General features: G+C 73.5%; 17 protein-coding genes and 1 pseudogene. 3 read left to right on the forward strand and 15 right to left on the reverse strand.

Going from position 1 to position 16,833, the window contains the following annotated elements:
• Window positions 1-194: 194 nt before the first annotated feature.
• Window positions 195-401: a hypothetical protein gene (locus ACQPZO_RS16255; protein ID WP_433341894.1), complete on the reverse strand. Its 207-nt coding sequence runs from the start codon at window positions 399-401 to the stop codon at window positions 195-197.
• Window positions 402-526: 125 nt separating this feature from the next.
• Between ACQPZO_RS16255 and ACQPZO_RS16260 the strand changes: the two genes are divergently transcribed.
• Window positions 527-1,228, forward strand: a complete 702-nt coding sequence (locus ACQPZO_RS16260) for an SGNH/GDSL hydrolase family protein (protein WP_433341896.1) — start codon at window positions 527-529, stop codon at window positions 1,226-1,228.
• A 47-nt stretch (window positions 1,229-1,275) separates the two neighbouring features.
• Here ACQPZO_RS16260 and ACQPZO_RS16265 read toward each other — a convergent pair whose 3' ends face one another.
• Together ACQPZO_RS16265 and ACQPZO_RS16270 are read right to left on the reverse strand one after the other, a co-directional pair.
• Complete coding sequence (locus ACQPZO_RS16265) at window positions 1,276-2,019, reverse strand: ABC transporter permease (protein WP_433341898.1); 744 nt, start codon at window positions 2,017-2,019, stop codon at window positions 1,276-1,278.
• Window positions 2,020-2,090: 71 nt separating this feature from the next.
• A pseudogene (locus ACQPZO_RS16270) lies at window positions 2,091-2,750 on the reverse strand (ABC transporter ATP-binding protein); the annotation flags it as partial.
• Between the two features lie 131 nt (window positions 2,751-2,881).
• Here ACQPZO_RS16270 and ACQPZO_RS16275 point away from each other — a divergent pair.
• Together ACQPZO_RS16275 and ACQPZO_RS16280 are read left to right on the forward strand one after the other, a co-directional pair.
• Complete coding sequence (locus tag ACQPZO_RS16275) at window positions 2,882-4,807, forward strand: sensor histidine kinase (RefSeq protein WP_433341899.1); 1,926 nt, start codon at window positions 2,882-2,884, stop codon at window positions 4,805-4,807.
• Window positions 4,771-5,418, forward strand: a complete 648-nt coding sequence (locus tag ACQPZO_RS16280) for a response regulator (protein WP_433341901.1) — start codon at window positions 4,771-4,773, stop codon at window positions 5,416-5,418. Before ACQPZO_RS16275 ends, ACQPZO_RS16280 begins: the two co-directional genes overlap by 37 nt.
• A 169-nt stretch (window positions 5,419-5,587) precedes the next feature.
• On the opposite strand, the gene ACQPZO_RS16285 is transcribed toward ACQPZO_RS16280, so the two are convergent.
• The 12 genes from ACQPZO_RS16285 to ACQPZO_RS16340 all read right to left on the reverse strand — a co-directional run bounded on the left by ACQPZO_RS16285 (window position 5,588) and on the right by ACQPZO_RS16340 (window position 16,822).
• Window positions 5,588-6,946: a hypothetical protein gene (locus tag ACQPZO_RS16285; RefSeq protein WP_433341903.1), complete on the reverse strand. Its 1,359-nt coding sequence runs from the start codon at window positions 6,944-6,946 to the stop codon at window positions 5,588-5,590.
• The gene (locus ACQPZO_RS16290) at window positions 6,943-7,917 is read right to left on the reverse strand and encodes an alpha-ketoacid dehydrogenase subunit beta (RefSeq protein WP_433341905.1); all 975 of its coding nucleotides are present in this window, start codon (window positions 7,915-7,917) and stop codon (window positions 6,943-6,945) included. The genes ACQPZO_RS16285 and ACQPZO_RS16290 overlap by 4 nt, the downstream gene beginning before the upstream one ends.
• On the reverse strand, window positions 7,917-8,888 hold the full coding sequence (locus ACQPZO_RS16295; RefSeq protein ID WP_433341907.1) for a thiamine pyrophosphate-dependent dehydrogenase E1 component subunit alpha: 972 nt from the start codon (window positions 8,886-8,888) through the stop codon (window positions 7,917-7,919). Before ACQPZO_RS16295 ends, ACQPZO_RS16290 begins: the two co-directional genes overlap by 1 nt.
• Window positions 8,885-9,682, reverse strand: coding sequence for a DUF3050 domain-containing protein (locus tag ACQPZO_RS16300; RefSeq protein WP_433341909.1), 798 nt, complete (start codon window positions 9,680-9,682; stop codon window positions 8,885-8,887). Before ACQPZO_RS16300 ends, ACQPZO_RS16295 begins: the two co-directional genes overlap by 4 nt.
• A 3-nt stretch (window positions 9,683-9,685) precedes the next feature.
• Window positions 9,686-10,615, reverse strand: coding sequence for a phytanoyl-CoA dioxygenase family protein (locus ACQPZO_RS16305; RefSeq protein WP_433341911.1), 930 nt, complete (start codon window positions 10,613-10,615; stop codon window positions 9,686-9,688).
• Window positions 10,612-11,697 carry a 4-hydroxyphenylpyruvate dioxygenase gene (gene hppD, locus ACQPZO_RS16310; RefSeq protein WP_433341913.1) on the reverse strand — a complete coding sequence of 362 codons (1,086 nt, stop codon included), beginning with the start codon at window positions 11,695-11,697 and terminating at the stop codon, window positions 10,612-10,614. The genes ACQPZO_RS16305 and hppD overlap by 4 nt, the downstream gene beginning before the upstream one ends.
• 73 nt (window positions 11,698-11,770) lie before the next feature.
• Window positions 11,771-13,030, reverse strand: a complete 1,260-nt coding sequence (locus tag ACQPZO_RS16315) for a beta-ketoacyl-[acyl-carrier-protein] synthase family protein (RefSeq protein ID WP_433341915.1) — start codon at window positions 13,028-13,030, stop codon at window positions 11,771-11,773.
• Complete coding sequence (locus ACQPZO_RS16320; protein WP_433341916.1) at window positions 13,027-14,643, reverse strand: class I adenylate-forming enzyme family protein; 1,617 nt, start codon at window positions 14,641-14,643, stop codon at window positions 13,027-13,029. Before ACQPZO_RS16320 ends, ACQPZO_RS16315 begins: the two co-directional genes overlap by 4 nt.
• Window positions 14,640-15,227, reverse strand: coding sequence for a beta-ketoacyl synthase chain length factor (locus tag ACQPZO_RS16325; RefSeq protein ID WP_433341918.1), 588 nt, complete (start codon window positions 15,225-15,227; stop codon window positions 14,640-14,642). The genes ACQPZO_RS16320 and ACQPZO_RS16325 overlap by 4 nt, the downstream gene beginning before the upstream one ends.
• Entirely contained in the window at window positions 15,224-16,318 is a 1,095-nt protein-coding gene (locus tag ACQPZO_RS16330) for a beta-ketoacyl-[acyl-carrier-protein] synthase family protein (RefSeq protein WP_433341920.1), read from the reverse strand. The genes ACQPZO_RS16325 and ACQPZO_RS16330 overlap by 4 nt, the downstream gene beginning before the upstream one ends.
• Window positions 16,311-16,556 carry an acyl carrier protein gene (locus tag ACQPZO_RS16335; protein ID WP_433341921.1) on the reverse strand — a complete coding sequence of 82 codons (246 nt, stop codon included), beginning with the start codon at window positions 16,554-16,556 and terminating at the stop codon, window positions 16,311-16,313. Before ACQPZO_RS16335 ends, ACQPZO_RS16330 begins: the two co-directional genes overlap by 8 nt.
• Window positions 16,556-16,822, reverse strand: a complete 267-nt coding sequence (locus ACQPZO_RS16340) for a phosphopantetheine-binding protein (RefSeq protein WP_387017585.1) — start codon at window positions 16,820-16,822, stop codon at window positions 16,556-16,558. The genes ACQPZO_RS16335 and ACQPZO_RS16340 overlap by 1 nt, the downstream gene beginning before the upstream one ends.
• Window positions 16,823-16,833 lie beyond the last annotated feature (11 nt).

Consider the following 16,833-nt stretch of genomic DNA (forward strand, 5'->3'; position numbering starts at 1 on the left):
CCCCGGTGCAACGCACGCGCGTGCGCTGCGTCTCCTGCCCTGCGTTCGTGCTGGCCCGTGATGCGAAGCGGCCGCGTGGTGCCGGTGTTGCGGTGCCGGCAGCAGAGCAAAGGAGCGAGGAGGCATCACCGGTCGGTCAGCGGGCCCGTCCCAGCGACCGCCGGCAGATCCCGGGCCCACTTCCGGCGCAGGCCTCAGCCGAGCAGGCCGCCGAGCCAGAGGCCGAAGGCGGCCAGCACGAGGCTCGCGCCGAGGCTGCCGAGCATGTTGAAGTGCGGCCAGGTGGTGAAGCCGCCGATGAGACCGGTCGACAGGAACGGCTTGCCCCGCGGCCCCGGCAGCCGGTGCGCCGCGAGCAGCGTCATCACGGTGCCGAGGGCGAAGACACCCCATTGGCCCACCGGCGGCCTGGGCCCACCGCACAAGTCGGGGGTGCCTCACCCGTACGGTTTCGGCTGCCGCTCGAGGTGACCGGAGACCGGTCGTGGTGTCGACGCCCGGCCGGGGGTCGACTAGCGTGCCGATCATGTCGTCGAGCCTGACCGAAGCGACCGATCCGCACTGCCTGCGCGCCGGGGAGAGCGCGCGGCTGCTGGCCGGGCATCCGTGGCGGCGGTTCGTGGTGCTCGGCGACAGCGTCGCCGAGGGGCTGTGCGAGCCGGTCGACGGGTACCCGGACGTGCAGTGGGCCGACCGGATCGCCGCCGAACTGGACGCGGCCCGCCCCGGGCTGGCGTACCGGAACGTGGGGCTGCGCGGGCTGCGGGCGCACGAGGTCCGTGCGGCGCAGCTCGGCCCGGCGGTGGAGTTCGGTCCGGACCTGGCCCTCGTGGTGTGCGGCGGCAACGACGCGTTCCGCCAGGGGTACGACGCGGACGCCGTCGACGCCGAGCTGGCCGCGATCGTCACCGGCCTTCAGGCCGCCGGGGCGGACGTGGTCACGGTGGGCATGTTCGACGTCTCGCACAGCCCGGCGGTGCCCGCGCGGCTGCGGGAGGACCTGGGCGAGCGGATGCGCCGGCTGGCGGCGCGCACCCGCGCGCTGGGCGAGCGGCTGGGCACCCTGCACGTGCACCTGACCGACCACCCGGCGGTGGCCGACCCGGGCCTGTACAGCACCGACGGCCGGCACGGCAGCGCCCGCAGCGACGCCATCGCCGCCGCCGAGACCATCCGCCGCCTCGGCGCCCACCTGGCCGCCGCCCCGGGAGAGGCGGACAGCCCCTGACCGCCGGAACCCGCCCGCCCTCCCCCGTCAGGGCACCCGCTCGCGGATCACTCCCAGCGGAAGTAGCGGGCCGCGATCCCGCCCAGCACCACGGTGAACGCCACCATCACGGCCAGGTGCGTCAGTGTGGGCCAGGAGCCCGACCAGGCGTCCTGCACGGCCAGGGACGCGGCCCCCAGCGGGGTGAAGTCGGCGATCTTCCGCACCAGGTCGGGCATCTGCGGCCCCGGCGTCCACACCCCGGCGAAGAACATCATCGGGAAGTAGATCAGCGTGCCGACCCCCGACGAGGCCCGGGCGTTCGGGGTGACCGCCGCCACGAGCAGCGCGAGGGCGCACATCGTGCTCGACCCGAGCGTGAACGCCAGCACGAAGCCGACCACGTTGCCGGGCGGCGGAACGCTGAAGACGGTCGCCGCCACCAGCCACGCCAGGCCGCAGGCGACCAGCAGCGCGGCGACGTTCACGGCCACCTGCGCGACGAGCAACGCCGTCGGTGAGACCGGGGTGGTCGACAGTCGGCGCAGGACGCCCCGCTCGCGGTAGCTGCCCAGCACGCCCACCAGCGTCACCATCGTCACCGTCGCGATGGCCAGCGTCATGGTGATGGGCAGGTAGACCTCCATGGGACGCCGGCCGTCCAGCTCGTCCGTCGACTCCCGGAGCCCTGGCATGGCCAGACCGAGCACCAGGATCAGCAGGGCCGGGAACGCGATGGCGAAGAACGTGCCGACCGGATCCCGGACAAACAGCTTCGCCTCGACACGGATGATCCTGGAAAGGGCGGTCATCGGTTGCTCCTGGCAGAGGTGCGGGCGAGGATCGCGTCCTCGAGGGTGGGTCGTTCGACGCCGGGCACCCGAGCACCGGCGATCAGGTTGCGGGGGGTGTCGACGGTGACGACCCGGCCGGCCGCGACGACCGCCAGCCGGTCACAGAGCCGCTCCGCCTCGTCCATGAAGTGGGTCACCAGCACGACCGTGACGCCGCGGTCCCGGACGTGGCGGACCAGCTCCCACGTGTCGCGCCGCGCCTGCGGGTCCAACCCCGTGGTCAGCTCGTCCAGGATCGCCACCGACGGGTTGCCGACCAGTGCGAGCGCGATCGACAGCCGCTGCTTCTGGCCGCCGGACAGCTTCGCGAACACCGTGTTCCGTTTGGTGGCCAGGCCCAGCTCGTCCATCAGCGTCCGCCAGTCGGCCGGGTGCGGATAGAACGAGCTGTACAGGTCGAGCGCCTCCCACACCTTGATCCGATCCGGCAGCTGGCTCTCCTGTAGTTGGATGCCCAGCTTCTGCCGCACCGCCGCGCGGTCCCGGCGCGGGTCCAGCCCCAGCACCCGTACCGTTCCGGAGTCCGGGACCCGGAGCCCCTCGATGCACTCCACCGTGGTGGTCTTGCCTGCTCCGTTCGGGCCGACGAGCCCGAAGATCTCGCCCTCTTCCACGCTCAACGACACGTCGGCGACGGCCACCTGGTCGCCGTACTGCTTACGGAGGTTCCGCACCTCGATGACTGACATGCCGACAACGCTAGGAATCCCACCGGCCGCGGGTAATGGATCCAGCTGCCCGGTGGGGGTGTACCCAGCCCCACCCCTGGTCGGTAGCCTGCCCCAGTGCGGTGGCGGTCGGTAACGCGAAGACTCGACCCGTGACCCGCTTCGCACTCGCCGTACCACGCTGCGTCGCCCTGGTCGTGCTGAGCGTGGCCGGGTTCGCCTACGGGCACTTCCTCGTCCTCGGCGCCGCCCTGGTGATCGCCTATCCGCTCGCCGTCTCCGGCCAGTTCCGGCTGACCGCGCTGGCTCGCCGGCTCACCCGCGCCTGGGCCGGGGCCGACCTCCCCGACCCCGTCCGCTCGTCGCCACCCACACCGCACCGGCGCGAGGACGGCTGGTACGCCCACAACGGCACGCTGTTCCGGTCGCCCCGGGTGCCAGCATTCCTGCTGAAGTTGGACCACTACGCGAAGGACCCGACGCTCCGCCAGGAATGGCTGTGGCTGATCCTCACCCCGGTGACCGGCGTGGTCCCGATCCTGGTGCCCCCCGCACTGATCGCGGCCGGCGTGTTCCTGCTCGTCTCGCCCCCCTGGCCCCTCGCGTGGTCGGTGCCGGCGGCCATCGGGGCCGTCGTGGCCGCGTTCCTGCTGGCTCCGGCTGCGTTGCGGGCGTACGGGCTCTGGGCCGGCGTGCTGCTGGGGACCGGGGAGCCGCCGCAGACGGCGGTCAGCCGGTGGGTCACCCGGGCATCGGCCGCGACCTGGCGGGGGGCCGGCCTGGCCGGGCTGTCGATCGCCGCGTTCGGCGGCCTGCTGCTCAACCTGCTCGCCGCGGCCCTGTCGTGGGGCGGGCTGCTGCCGTACACCCTCCCGGTCACGCGGTCACTGGTGGAGCTCTACCGGCGCCACGTCGGCCGGTGGACGGGCACCGACCTGCCCGCACCGTACCGGCCGTACCCGCCGTCGCCCAGCCCCGGCGAGGACGGCAACTACCGGGTCGGGCGGGTCCTGTACACCGACCTCCCGGCGGCTGTCCAAGCGCAGCGGCCGGGGTGGCTGTTCGGCGACCCGGCCACCTGGCGGGACCAGCTGTGGTCACTGGGCTCGGTCGTCCTGGCCCCGCTCTCGTTCGTCCCGGCGGTCCTGGTCGGCTTCGGGTTCTACGGCCTGTTCTGCCAGCCCCTGACGTGGGTGGGCTGGGCGGTGCCGATCGGCCTGATCACCGGCTACTGGGCCACCCCGTTCTATCTGTGGTTCGGCATCGAGCACATCCAGCCCGACGCGTCGTGGTTGCCTGGCTGGGCCAGCATGCCCGCCGGGTTGGCCATGACGCTGCTCGGGCTGGGCCTGGCCAACCCGCTGATGCGGCTGCGGCTGGCGTGGGACCGGTTCCTGCTCACCCCCACGGCGGCCACCGTGCTCGCCTCGCGGGTCGCGCACCTCGCCACCACCCGGGCCGACGCCGTCGACGTGCAGGCGGCCGAACTGCGCCGCATCGAACGCGACCTGCACGACGGCGCCCAGGCCCGGCTCATCGCCGTCGGGCTCAGCCTGGCTGCCGTCACACGGCTTCTGGAGACCGACCCGATGCGGGCGCGGCGGCTGCTGGAACAGGCGCAGGAGACGTCCGCCGCCGCGCTGGCCGAGCTGCGCAGCCTCGTACGCGGCATCCATCCGCCGGTGCTGGCCGAACGCGGACTCGGCGACGCGATCCGGGCGATCGCGCTCGACACCCCGCTGCCGGTGGACGTGGACGTCGACCTGCCCGGCCGGCTCGACGCGCCGGTCGAGTCGGCCGCCTACTTCGTCACCTGCGAGGCCCTCACCAACGCGGCCCGCTGCGCGGCCCACATCTCGATCTCGCTGTCGCACCGCGCCGGGGTGCTCCGGATGGTGGTGACCGACGACGGCCCCGGCGGGGCCGACCCCGCCGCAGGGACCGGGCTGCGCGGCATCGGACGGCGGCTCGCTACATTCGACGGCACCCTGGCCCTGCACAGTCCGCCCGGCGGACCCACCGTCGTCACCATGGAGATCCCGTGCGCGTTGTCCTCGCCGAGGACCTCCACATCCTGAGGGATGGGCTGGTCCTTCTCCTCGAAAGCCACGGCTTCACCATCGCCGAGGCGGTCGGCGACGGGCCGGCGCTGCGCGCCGCCCTGGCCCGGCACCGGCCCGACGTGGCCATCGTCGACGTGCGACTACCGCCGACCTTCACCGACGAGGGCCTCCAGGCGGCGCTGGCCGCCCGGCGAGACGTTCCCGGTCTGCCGGTGCTGGTGCTGTCCCAGCACGTCGAGCAGCTCTACGCCCGAGAACTCCTGGCCGACGGGGCAGGCGCGGTCGGCTACCTGCTCAAGGACCGGGTCCTCAACGCGGACCAGTTCATCGACGCCGTACGCCGGGTCGCGGCGGGCGGCACCGCGATGGACCCCGAGGTGATCGCCAAGCTGTTGACGGCCGGCGGCACCGCCTCGCCGCTGGCCCGCCTCACGCCACGCGAGCGCGACGTCCTCGAACTCATGGCCCAGGGGCGTTCCAACGCCGCCATCTCGCAGCGGCTGTTCCTCAGCGAGAGTGCCGTGGGCAAGCACACCGCGAGCATCTTCGGCAAGCTGCGTCTCCCCCCGTCGTCCGACGACAACCGCCGCGTCCTCGCCGTCCTCACCTACCTGAACAACGCCTGACCCCCGGATGCGCGCCCGCCCGCCCGGTCCCGCCGCCACCTGACCAGCGTCGATCATGCACTTACGGCCCTTGATTCATTCACTTACGCCCACTTTGGGCGGGCCACATGTGCATGATCGACGCCGGTGGGGCGAGGGCGAGGGCGGGGGGTGGGGTGGCGGGTGGGGGTCAGTCGGTGAGGAGGATGCCCGTGAGGAGCACGCCGCGGGCCAGGTTGAGCACGCTCTCGCAGCCGGGGAAGCCGACCCGGGCCAGGGCGCCGGAGCCCTGCCGGCCGAACAGGTAGGGGGCGAGGCTGTACGGGACGTCGGCGGTGACCGTCTCCCCCGTCTCCATCCGGACGAAGTCCATCGGCACCCGGTCGGCCTCCATGTATTCCTGGAGGATGAAGCCGCCCTCGTCGAGGGCGGCGCGCAGGCCCTCCTCCCACGCCTGGGCGCTGGTCTCCCGGCCGAGCAGCACGCCGAGGCCGGCGGAGCCGTCGGCTGGCTTGGCGACCAGGTCGTGCTGGTCGGCCAGGGCCCGGGGCAGCTCGGCGGCGGTGAGCGCGCTGGTACGCGGGACGTACCGGCGGATCAGCGCCTGGTCGGCCTCGGGCAGGGTGTCGAGGTCCTCCCAGAGCCAGGCAAAGTTGATCTTGTTGCCGAGCAGCCAGGCGGCGGAGCTGACGAACATCGGCAGGGTGCCGGCCGCGAGGGCACCGGCCACGGCGTCCAGGCCGGCGCTGGCGTGGACCCGGTTGGGCACGAAGAGCCGGAACAGGCCGTCCACCGGGGCACCGTTGACGACGAGCCGGCCCTCCTCGTCCAGGGTCGACAACTTGAGCTGGGCGATGACCAGGTCGATGCCGAAGTTCCGGGCCCGGTCGGCCAACGGGGACAGGATCCTGATGAAGTCGTCCGGGGTCTCCAGGCCGGGGTAGTCGGCGTCGAAGTCCAGCAGCAGCGCCACCCGGGCCCCGTCGGCCAGGGCCAGCTCGTCCCGGATCGCCACGAACCGCTGGTCCAGCAGGGACGGGGCGGGCCGCACCGGCAGCCCGTCGAGGATGCCCTGATCCTGGTAGATCTTCGTGTACCGGTAGACGACCGTGTCGGCGTCGAAGCCACCACCGAGGCTGCTGTCGATGTTGTACTCGACGAACTTCGGCACCCCGCCGGAGATCAGCACGTCCGGCCGGTACGCGGCCAGCAGCGCCTCGGAGAGCTCCTCGGACTCGTCGAGCAGCCTCGTCTCCTCCGCCGGCACGCCGAGCAGTCGGGTCAGCTCCCCGGCGGTGCGGGCGCGCCGCTGGCACGTTTCCAGGATGAGCTGGGCGAGCCGGTCGCAGACCTCGTTCAGCTCGCGGAAGGCGTCCGCCGGCATGACCGGCGGGCGGGCCAGCCGCCACGTCTTGTTGTACGTCGCGCAGCCGTAGAAGACCTCCTTCCAGGCGGGGGCCCCGGCGGCCACCATCGCCGTGCGGGTCGACTCCGGCAGGTCGTTCCACGCCTGGTCCAGCGGCGGCCAGGGGTAGTGGGGATCGATCATGATCCGTCCTTCATGGTGAGTTGGATGGCGGCGGTGAGCTGCTCGCGGCCGGGCTGCACGGCCCGGTCCAGCGCCGGGGCGAAGGGCAGCACCGCGCCGTCGGGGCGGGTGACCCGCCGGGGCGGTGCGAGCAGCCGCACCCGTTCGACCACGGTCGCGATGATCTCCCCGGCGATGCCGCAGGACCGGTTGGAGTCGTCGACCACGACCAGCCGGCCGGTGCGGGCCACGGACTCCGTCAGCCCGTCCCAGTCGAACGGGTACAGGGTGCGGGGGTCGAAGACCTCCACCGAAACCTGCCCGGCCAGTTCCTCGGCGACGGCGAGCGCGTCGTGCACCAGGTGCCCGACCGCGACCACGGTGACGTCGTCGCCGGCCCGATGCACCCGCCCCTTCCCGATCGGCACCGGAGCCAGGGTGGCGAAGTCCACGTCGGCCCGGACGTCCATCGCCCCGGCCGGTGCGAACACCACCACCGGGTCGACGTGCCGGATCGCCGAGACCAGCAGCCCGTACGCGTCGGCCGGGGTGGCCGGGACGAGGGTGGTCACCCCGACGTGGGCGAACAGGCTGTACGGGTGGTCGGAGTGCTGCCCCGCCCACCCGGTCCGCGAGCCGGAGCCCGGGACCAGGTAGGTGACCGGCACCGCGCACTGCCCGCCCGTCATCAGCGGGAACTTGTGCGCGTGGTTGACGATCTGCTCGAACACCAGGAACAGCAGGGACGGGATCTGGAACTCCACCACCGGGCGCAGCCCGGCCAGGGCCGCCCCGGTGGCGAAGCTGGTGAACGCCTGCTCCGACAGCGGGGTGTCCAGCACCCGGTCCGGCCCGAACTTCTTCAGCAGCCCGGCCGTGACGTTCGAGGCGGCCACCCGGATGTCCTCGCCGAGCAGGAAGACCGACTCGTCGCGGGCCATCTCGTCGGCGAGCGCCCGGGTGAGCGCCTTGCGGTACGACAGCCGTGGCATCAGCCACCTCCCGTCCGGGCGACCAGCCCGCTGGCGTACAGGTGTTCCAGCGCGCCGGCCGGGTCAGGCTCGGGGCTGGCCAGGGCGAACTCCACGGCCGCGTCGAGGGTGGCCTCGACCTCGGCGTCGACGGCAGCCCGGTCGGCGTCCGCCAGCCGGCCGCCCTGGATCTCGACGGGGTCCCGGGACCGGCCCCGGGCCACCTCCTCAGGCGCGCGGTAGTCGAGGCGTACCACGTGCTCGAAGGTGTGGTGGGCGTCGAAGCGGTAGGTGCGGGCCTCGATCAGCTCCGGCCCGCCGCCGGCGCGCATCCGCGCGACGGCGGCGGCCGTGGCCTCGCGTACCGTCTCGGGGTCCTGGCCGTCGACGACGGCGGCCGGCATGCCGAACGCCTCAGCCCGGCCGCCGATGGTGCCGGCCACCGCGCCCTCGACGGGCATGGTGGTGGCGTAGCCGTTGTTCTCGCAGACGAACAGCACCGGCACCCGCCACAGCGCGGCCAGGTTGAACGCCTCCAGCAGCATCCCCTCGTTGACCGCGCCGTCGCCGAAGAAGGTCGCCCCGACGATGTCGTCGCCGCGGCGCCGCCGGGCCCACACCGCTCCGGTGAGGATGGCCCCGCCGGCGCCCACGATGGCGTTGGCGCCGAGCACCCCGACGCCGAGGTCGGCGGCGTGCATGGACCCGCCCCGGCCCCGGTTGAGCCCGGTGACCCGGCCCAGCAGCTCGGCGAGCATGCGGGCCGGGTCGGCCCCCTTGGCGAGCACGTGGCCGTGCCCGCGGTGGGTGCCGGTCACCAGGTCGTCGGCGCGCAGCGCGGCGCAAACCCCGACGGCGATCCCCTCCTGACCGAGGTACGGATGGATGCCGCCGACGATCGCTCCGGAGCGGACCAGCTCGATCGCCCGCTCCTCGAACCGGCGGATCAGCCGTACCGCCCGGTACAGCCGGACGGGATCGGTGGGGGTCACGCCGGGCGACCCTCCTTGATCGCGTCGAGGACGTCGTCCCAGAGCTGCGCCCGGGCGGCCAGCGCCATGTTGACCGTGTCGGCGCACTCCTGCCACTTGGTGTCGTCGTCGCCGCACAGGTCCGCCAGCATCTGCATGGCCATCGGGGTGTGCTGCTCCCCGTCGACCTCGATGTGCCGCTCCAGGTAGTCGACGAACTTGTGCAGCTTCTGGCTGCGCTCGTTGACCGCGACGACCTGGGTGAACATGTCGGGGATCAGGTCCTCCCGGCCGAAGGCGAACGCCGCCGCCTGGCAGTGCACCGGGGTCGACTCGATGATCTTCCAGGTGGTGCCGGCGAACGTGGCGGACGGGCCGGGCACGCCGGCCTTCACCAGCGCCTCGGTCACCGACGCGCCGTTGCGCAGCAGGTCGATCAGATCGTCGATGGCGGTGGTGGCGGCGCCGGCCTCCCGCATGCCCTGCACGTACAGCTCGAAGTGGCTGATGTAGCCCTCGCCGAGCTCGTCGCTCTCCTCCACCATCACGATGTCGTTGATCAGCCGGCGGCTGCCGGTGGGGCCGGTGGGGATCCACGGCACCGTCACGCAGGTGAGCTGTCGCTGCAACGACTTCAGCAGGGACATGAAGTCCCAGACCGCGAAGACGTGGTGCTCCATGAAGGTGACCAGCGCCTCGTGGGTGTCCAGGTTGGCGTAGAGCGGGTGCTTGACCACCACGTCGCGGCGGTCGCTGACCGCCTGCTCCAGCCGCTCGATGCCCGGGTGCGTCCTACCCCAGTCGTACCGTGACATTGTTCAGCCTTCCTGCGGGGCGCGGTCGCGCCAGATGACCGGGCAGTATTCGGGGTCCGCGTAGTCCGGCCGACCGTCGTCGGTGCGGCGGACGAGCACGTCGTGGTTGTACGCGGCGAGGGTGCCGTCGGAGAGCGGGAACTTCCGGTAGGCGTTCGCGCCGTCCTGCAGGTGCAGCGAGATCGCCCGGCGGGGGCGGCCGCTGACGTTCGCGCCGCTGCCGTGGTAGGTGCGGCAGTGGTGGAAGCTCACGTGTCCCTTGGGGATCACCATGGGGATCTTGCTGATCCGGGCGCCGTTGTGGGCGGCGTTCTCGGCCAGCATCTCCTCGAGCTGGCTGCGGTCGCGCTCGGCGAAGTGCCGCACGACGGTGTCGTTCGCGCCGATCTCCTTCCACCGGTGCGACCCGTCGACCATGGTGATGGTGCCCATCTCCTCGCCGCAGTCGTGGAAGGGGATGAACGCGGTGAGCATGTCCTCCGACGACGAGGACGACCAGTAGTGCTTGTCGAAGTGCCAGGGCACGATGTTCGACGGCTCGCCGGAGATCGGCGGCTTGTAGATCAGCGTGGACTGGAACACCCGGATCTCGGCGGCCCGGGCCAGCCGGGCGGCGACCGCGCCGAGCAGCGGCTTGCGCAGGATCGCGGCGATCCCGTCGTGCTCGTGGTGGACGTAGTCGTTGTGCCGCTGCACCGGGCCCTTCGACGGGTCCCAGTAGGCCAGCTTCGGCGGGCGCACCGGCAGGGTGCGGTCCCGCTCGCCGTCGTAGTACCGGTCGGTGGCCGCCACCAGGGCGTCCACCTCCTCGTCGGTGAACAGCTTCTTCGACAGGTACCAGCCGTGCTCGGCGTAGAACCGCACGTCGGACTCGGACGGCAGCAGCGCCTCCTCCTCGGCGGTCAAAGCCGGCTGCAAGTCGACGGTCGTCACACTCCCACCCCCTGTGCTGTGGCCGTGGCGGCCAGCTCCCGTTCCTTGGCCTCGTAGAGGGCCTTGATGTTGCCGCTGCCGAAGGTCAGCGCCCCGCGCCGCTCGATCAGTTCGAGAAAGAGCGTGCGGCGCACGTGCATCGACTCGGTGAAGATCTGCAACAGCTGGCCGCCGTGGTCGCGGTCGACCAGGATGCTCAGCTCGCGCAGCTGGTCCAGCGGCGCGTCGACCGGGCCGACCCGCCGCTCCAGGTCGTCGTAGTAGGCGCCGGGGGTGCCCGCGAAGCGGACCCCTCGCCCGCGAAGCGCGCCGACGGCGGTGACGATGTCGTCGGTGCGCAGCCCCAGGTGCTGCACGCCGGCCCCGGCGTGCTCGGCGAGGAACGCGTCGATCTGCCCCGGCCGGTGACTGCGGTCCGGCTCGAGCAGCACCAGGGTGACCCGCCCGGACGGGCTCTGCACCACGGTCGAGTTCATCGCCTGGCCGGCGACCTCGACGTGCTCGGTGAAGATCTGCGCGAAGCCGAAAACCCGCTCGTAGTGGGCGACGGTGTCCTCGAGCTGCCCCGGCGGCACGCAGATGGCCAGGTGGTCGATCTCGGCGAGCAGACCGTCGTCCCCGCCGGTCGGCGGGTCCATCTCGATCGCCCCGGGCAGGAACTCGCGCCGGTCGCCCCGGCGCTGCACCAACCGGTGCAGCACGTCGCCGAAGCCCCCCACCTCGGCGGTCACCACCTCGGCGTCCGCGCCGGTGAAGGTGGTCGGTGGGGTCACCGGCGTCGCCCCGCGGGCCACCAGCTCGGCGTACGCCCCGGCGGCGTCGTCGACCTCCAGCGCCACCACCGCGATGCCGTCGCCGTGCCGCTGCACGTACGACGACGCCGGATGCTGCGCGGTCAGCCCGGAGGTGAGCACCATCCGGATGTCGGCCTGGCCCAGCAGCAGCGAGCGCTGCCCGGCCAGCCCGGTCTCCGGGCCGCCCTGGCCGCGGAGCCGGAACCCGACGGCGGTGCCGAAGTAGAAGGCGGCCTGCCGGGCGTCCCCCACGTAGAGTTCGATGTGATCTATAGAACGAATGTCCATTTTTTCCAGCCCTTCCCCATGTCCCCCCGTGACTGCCGCCCGGGCGGCGCACCGCCCGGAGTGGAACGAGCAATCACCTCCCCGGACCGGCGACGCGCGCACCCGCACCGGTGCCGCGCCGCAGTAGCAGGCTGACGTTCTGGCCGCCGAACCCGAAAGAGTTGGTCAGCGCGTGCTCCGGGGCTGCCACCCTCGGTTCCTTGCTGATGTGGTCGGCGGGGCAGGCCGGGTCCGGGTCGTCGAGGTTCCAGGTCGGGGGCAGCAGCCCCCGACCCAGCGCCAGCGCCGTGGCCGCGGCCTCCAGCACGCCGGACGCGCCGAGCAGGTGCCCGGTGAGCGCCTTGGTGGAGCTGACGGGCACCCCGCCGTCGCCGAACACCGCGGTGAGCGCGGCGGTCTCGGCGATGTCGCCGAGCTTGGTGGCCGTGCCGTGCGCGTTGACGTAGCCGACGTCGCCGGCCGTCACTCCCCCGCTGGCCAGGGCGCGGCGCATGCACTCCGCCGCCCCCGACCCGTCCGGCCGCGGCGCGGTCGGGTGGTACGCGTCGGTGTTCACCCCGTAGCCGGCCACCTCGGCGTACCCGGTGACACCCCGGGCGGCGGCGTGCTCGGCGCGTTCCAGCACCAGCAGCGCCGCCCCCTCGGCGAGCACGAATCCGTTGCGCCGGGCGTCGAACGGCCGGCTCGCCTCGGTCGGGTCGGCCCAGCCCCGGGCGAGGGCCCGGGCGTTGCCGAAGGTGTCGGCGAAGGTGGGGAACAGCGGGGCCTCGCTGGCCCCGCAGACCACCACGTCGGCCTCCCCGGCCCGGATCAGCCGGACCGCGTCGGCCACCGCCTGCGCGCCGGAGGCGCAGGCGGTGCCGACCGACGAGCTGTAGCCGCGGATGCCGTGGGCGATGGCGATCCGCGCCGCCGGCATGTTCGGCAGGATCCCGGTGAGCAGGTACGGGCTGACCGCCGCCCGCCCCCGGGCGGCCCGGGCCAGCACCTGGCTCTCCAGGGTGGACATCCCGCCGACCCCGCCCACGATCACGCCGATCCGCCCGGGGTCGACGTCCCGGCCCACCTCGATGCCGGCGTCGGCGAGCGCGTCGGCGGCGGCGAGCAGGGCGAGCACCACGATCCGGTCCAGCACCCGGGTCTCCGGGCCGGAGGCGACGGTACGCGGGTCGATGTGCGGCAGCAGCCCGACCACCTCCAGGGACTCCCGGGCGGGGTGGTCGTCGGCCGGGCGGGTCAGCCCGGACCGGCCGGTGAGCAGGGCGTCGAAGGTCTCCGCGACGCCCCGGCCGACCGGGGTGAACATGCCCATCCCGGTGATGACGGCGGTCATGACGGCGACTCGGTCAGGTACCGCTCGCGCAGCACCACCTTGCGCACCTTCCCGGTCACGGTGACCGGGATGTCCTCCGAGCGCACCGGCACCACCCGGCGCAGGGTCGCCCCGACGTCGGAGCCCAGCGCGGCGCGCACCGCCTCGGCGCGGTCGACGTCCGGTTCGGCGCCGGCCGCCAGCTCCAGCAGCACGTCGGTGACGACCGTGTCGTTCTCCTTGACGATGACCACCGTGCAGTCGGTGACGTCGGGGCAGGCGGCGAGGACCCGCTCCTCGGACAGCGCGGTGAAGTACCGCCGGCCGTCGCCGACCTCGACGGAGTCGGCCGCCCGGTCCATGTGGTAGTACCGGCCCTCGTCGTCGGCGTACACCAGGTCGCCGGTGAGGTACCAGCCACGCAGCCGGAACCGGTACGTGGTGACCGAGTCGTTCCAGTAGCCCCGGAACAGCGACGGGGAGTCGATGCCGAGCCAGCCGACCTGGCCCGGGGGCAGCTCGTTGCCCTCGGCGTCGAGCACCGCGACCTTGGTGAACCGGTACGGGCGGCCCACGCAGCGGCCGTACTGGTTCGTCTCGCGGGTGTGGGTGATGTGGAACATCGAGTGGCCCATCTCGCTGGAGCCCAGCCCGTCGATGAAGACGGAGCCTGACACCCGGACCACTCCCTGGCGGGTGACGGTGTCCCGCGAGCCGACCGCGACGAGCCGGCGCACGTGCGGCTCGTGCGAGCAGTCGCCGGTGTTGAACCACAGCCGCACCGAGTCCAGGGCGTACCCGGACAGGTCGAACCGGGCCAGCTCAGCCCAGGTGACGGAGAACCCGAACACCCCGTCCGGCCGCCACCGCTGGATGGCGTCGAGCACCCGCTCCCCGCCCTGCTCGGACAGCAGGAACATCTCCGCCCGGTTGCCCAGCGCCTGGTTGACCATCAGCACGGTCGCGGTGTGCGGGGCGGGCAGCGCGTTGAGGATGCGGCCGGTGCCCTGCGCCTGCGGCATGGACAGCAGGTGCCGGGTCGCGGCGAAGAGACTCGCGTGCGAGTGCAGCACCGCCTTCGGCACGCCGGTGGTGCCGGAGGTGTGGGTGATGACGATCGGGTCGTCCTGATGGTGCCGGTAGTGCGCCGGGGCGGCGGCCGGGTCGCCGGCGCCGGCCTCGGCGGGGGTGCCGATCAGCGGCGCGCCGAGGTCGTGGCCGGCCAGCAGCTCGGTGTGCGCGGCGTCGGCGAGCACGCCCGCGCCGCGCAGCCGGCGGATGTACTCGGCGGCGATCTCGGGGCGCAGCCTGCCGTTCATCAGCGCCGGGATCGCGCCGATGCGGGTCAGCGCCAGGAAGCTGAGCACCATGTCGGCGGCGGCCGTGGCCCAGACGGCGACCGGGTCGCGCGGCTTGACGCCCCGGGCGTGCAGCCAGGCGGCCCGGGCCGCGACCAGCTCGTCGAGCTGCCCCAGCGTCAGCGGGTGCTCGGCCGGGTGCCCGCCGACCGGCGTGTCGAAGGTCAGCCCCGGGCCGTCCGGGTCGGCGCCGTGCGCCAGCACCCGGGCCAGCATGTTGCCGGCGCCCAGTTCGGTGTCGGCGGCCAGCACGCCGCGCAGTCCCCTGGTCCTCATCGCGGGTCTCCTCCCCCCAGCAGCACCGCGGCGGCCCGGATCCCGGGCGCGTCGCCGGGATCCCCGGCCGCGACGCCCGCACCGGCGTCGTCGGGTGCCTGCTCAATCATGATCAACAATGTCTCGTCGGCGTCGCCGTCGTACCGCAGCAGTTCCGCCTCGGCCGTGCCCTCGGCCAGCGGGTCCCCGGTCGGGGCGACGCAGACCACCGGCCCGCCCAGCCCCCAGCGCGCGGCGACGTACCCGGCGACGCTGTTGGGCACCGACTGGTAGAAGAACAGCGGCCCGGGCCGCCCGCCCCGCGCGACCGTGGCGTGCACGTGGTCGGCGCTGGCCCGGTCCCCGGCGGCGCTGACCAGCACCACTGCGGTCCGGGCGCCGACCGGATCCGGGGCCGGCCGTTCGCCGTGCCGCCGGGTGAGGCACCGCTCGGCGACGGCCGCCACGACCGGGCTGAACGTCGAGTGCACGAAGCCGGGCAGGGTCGGCGGCGAGCCGTCGTCCGGCTCGGGCCAGCGCGCCTGCGCTAGCACCCGCAGAGCGCCGGCTGTTCCCCCGCCGGCCCGGTCGGGCCCCCCGGTCACGCCGCACCCACCAGCAGTGCGGTGTTGGCACCGCCGAAGGCGGAGTTGAGGCTCAGCGCGTAGGCGGTGGCGGCCGGGCGCGGCGCGTCGCGGATGACGTCCAGCGGGCACGCCTCGTCCGGGCCGAGCCAGCCGGCGTTGACCGGCAGCTTCCCGTGCCGTACCGCGAGCACGGTCACCACAAGCTCCAGCAGCCCCGACGCCTCCAGCGCGTGCCCGTGCAGCGCCTTGGTGGAGCTGACCGGCACCCGGCCGGCGTGTTCGCCCCAGGCCAGCCGCAGGGCCGCCGCCTCGGCGGCGTCGCTGTACCCGGTGCCCGTGGCGTTGGCGTTGACGTACCCGATCTCCTCGGGGTCGAGCCCGGCCCGGCGCAGGGCCGCACCGACCGCCCGGGCCAGCCCACGCCCCTGCGGGTCGGGCTGGCAGGGGTGGTGGCCGTCGCCGGCCCGCCCCCAGCCGAGCACCGACGCCGGCGTCGGCGCGTTCCGCCGCCGGGCCTCCCCGGCCGACTCCAGCACCACGGCGGCCACCCCGTCGCCGAGCAGCAGCCCGCGGCGGCCGGCGCTGAACGGGCGCACCGCACCGTCGGTCGCGAACGCCCTCCCGGCGTCGAACAGCGCGTACTGGTCGGGTTCGACCAGGTAGCCGGCGGCGACGACGACCCGGTCGACGTCGCCGCGACCGATCAGCGCGGCGGCGTCGGCCACCGCCGTGGACGCCGACACGCAGGCGCTGGTGTAGACCCGGGGGGCGCCGGCCAGCCCGCACCGGCTGGCCAGTTCCCCGGCCAGCGCGGGCACACCCGCCCCGCCGTGCGCGGCGAGCAGCAGCGGCGTGCCGGCCCGGTCGCCGGCGCCGAGCCGGGCCGCCGTGCAGGCGGCGTCCACCGCCTCGGCCAGCTCGTCGGCCAGCGGGCCGACGTCCGGCAGGGTGGCCGCCACGCCGACCCGGCGGGCCGCGGTGTCGAAGCGACCGACCGGCCGGAACGCCGGTGCGCCGGCGAGCACCCCGGCGAGCTGCGCCTCGGCTCCCCTGCCGAGCGCGCTGAGCGCGTGGACGCCGGTGATCCGTACGCCGGGCCGCTCAGCCATCTGCGGGAGCGGTCAGACAGGTGTGGAACACCGCCAGGGCGTCGTCGACCGTCCGGATTCCGGCGAGCTGGTCGTCGGTGAGGTCGAGCCGGCGGTCGTAGCGCTGTTCGACGAGGTGGACCAGCCAGGCGAGTTCCATCGAGCCCACCCGGTCGGACACCTGGTCGACCGGTTTCGCGGTCATCTCGGCGAGCATGGTGAGCAGGTCAGCTCGCCCCAGGTCGGGCTGACCGGGCATCAGGAGTTGCCGTCGGCCGTCGCGGCGACGCGGTCGGCGATCATCGTGGTGAACTCGCCGACCGTCATCAGGGCCAGCTTCTCGGACTCGTCGTCGGCGAACTTCAGGCCGTAGCGGTCCTCGACCCGTACGGACAGGTCGGCCAGGGCCAGCGACTCCAGGTCGACGCCGGAGGGGCCGAGGGTGGTGTCGTCGTCGATGTCGTCGACGTCGTAGTTCATGTCGGTGAGCTGCTCGATGACGAAGACGCGTACGTCGTCGCGCATGGTTAACCTCT

Source organism: Micromonospora sp. CA-111912, assembly GCF_050948415.1.
Taxonomy (GTDB): Bacteria; Actinomycetota; Actinomycetes; order Mycobacteriales; family Micromonosporaceae; genus Micromonospora.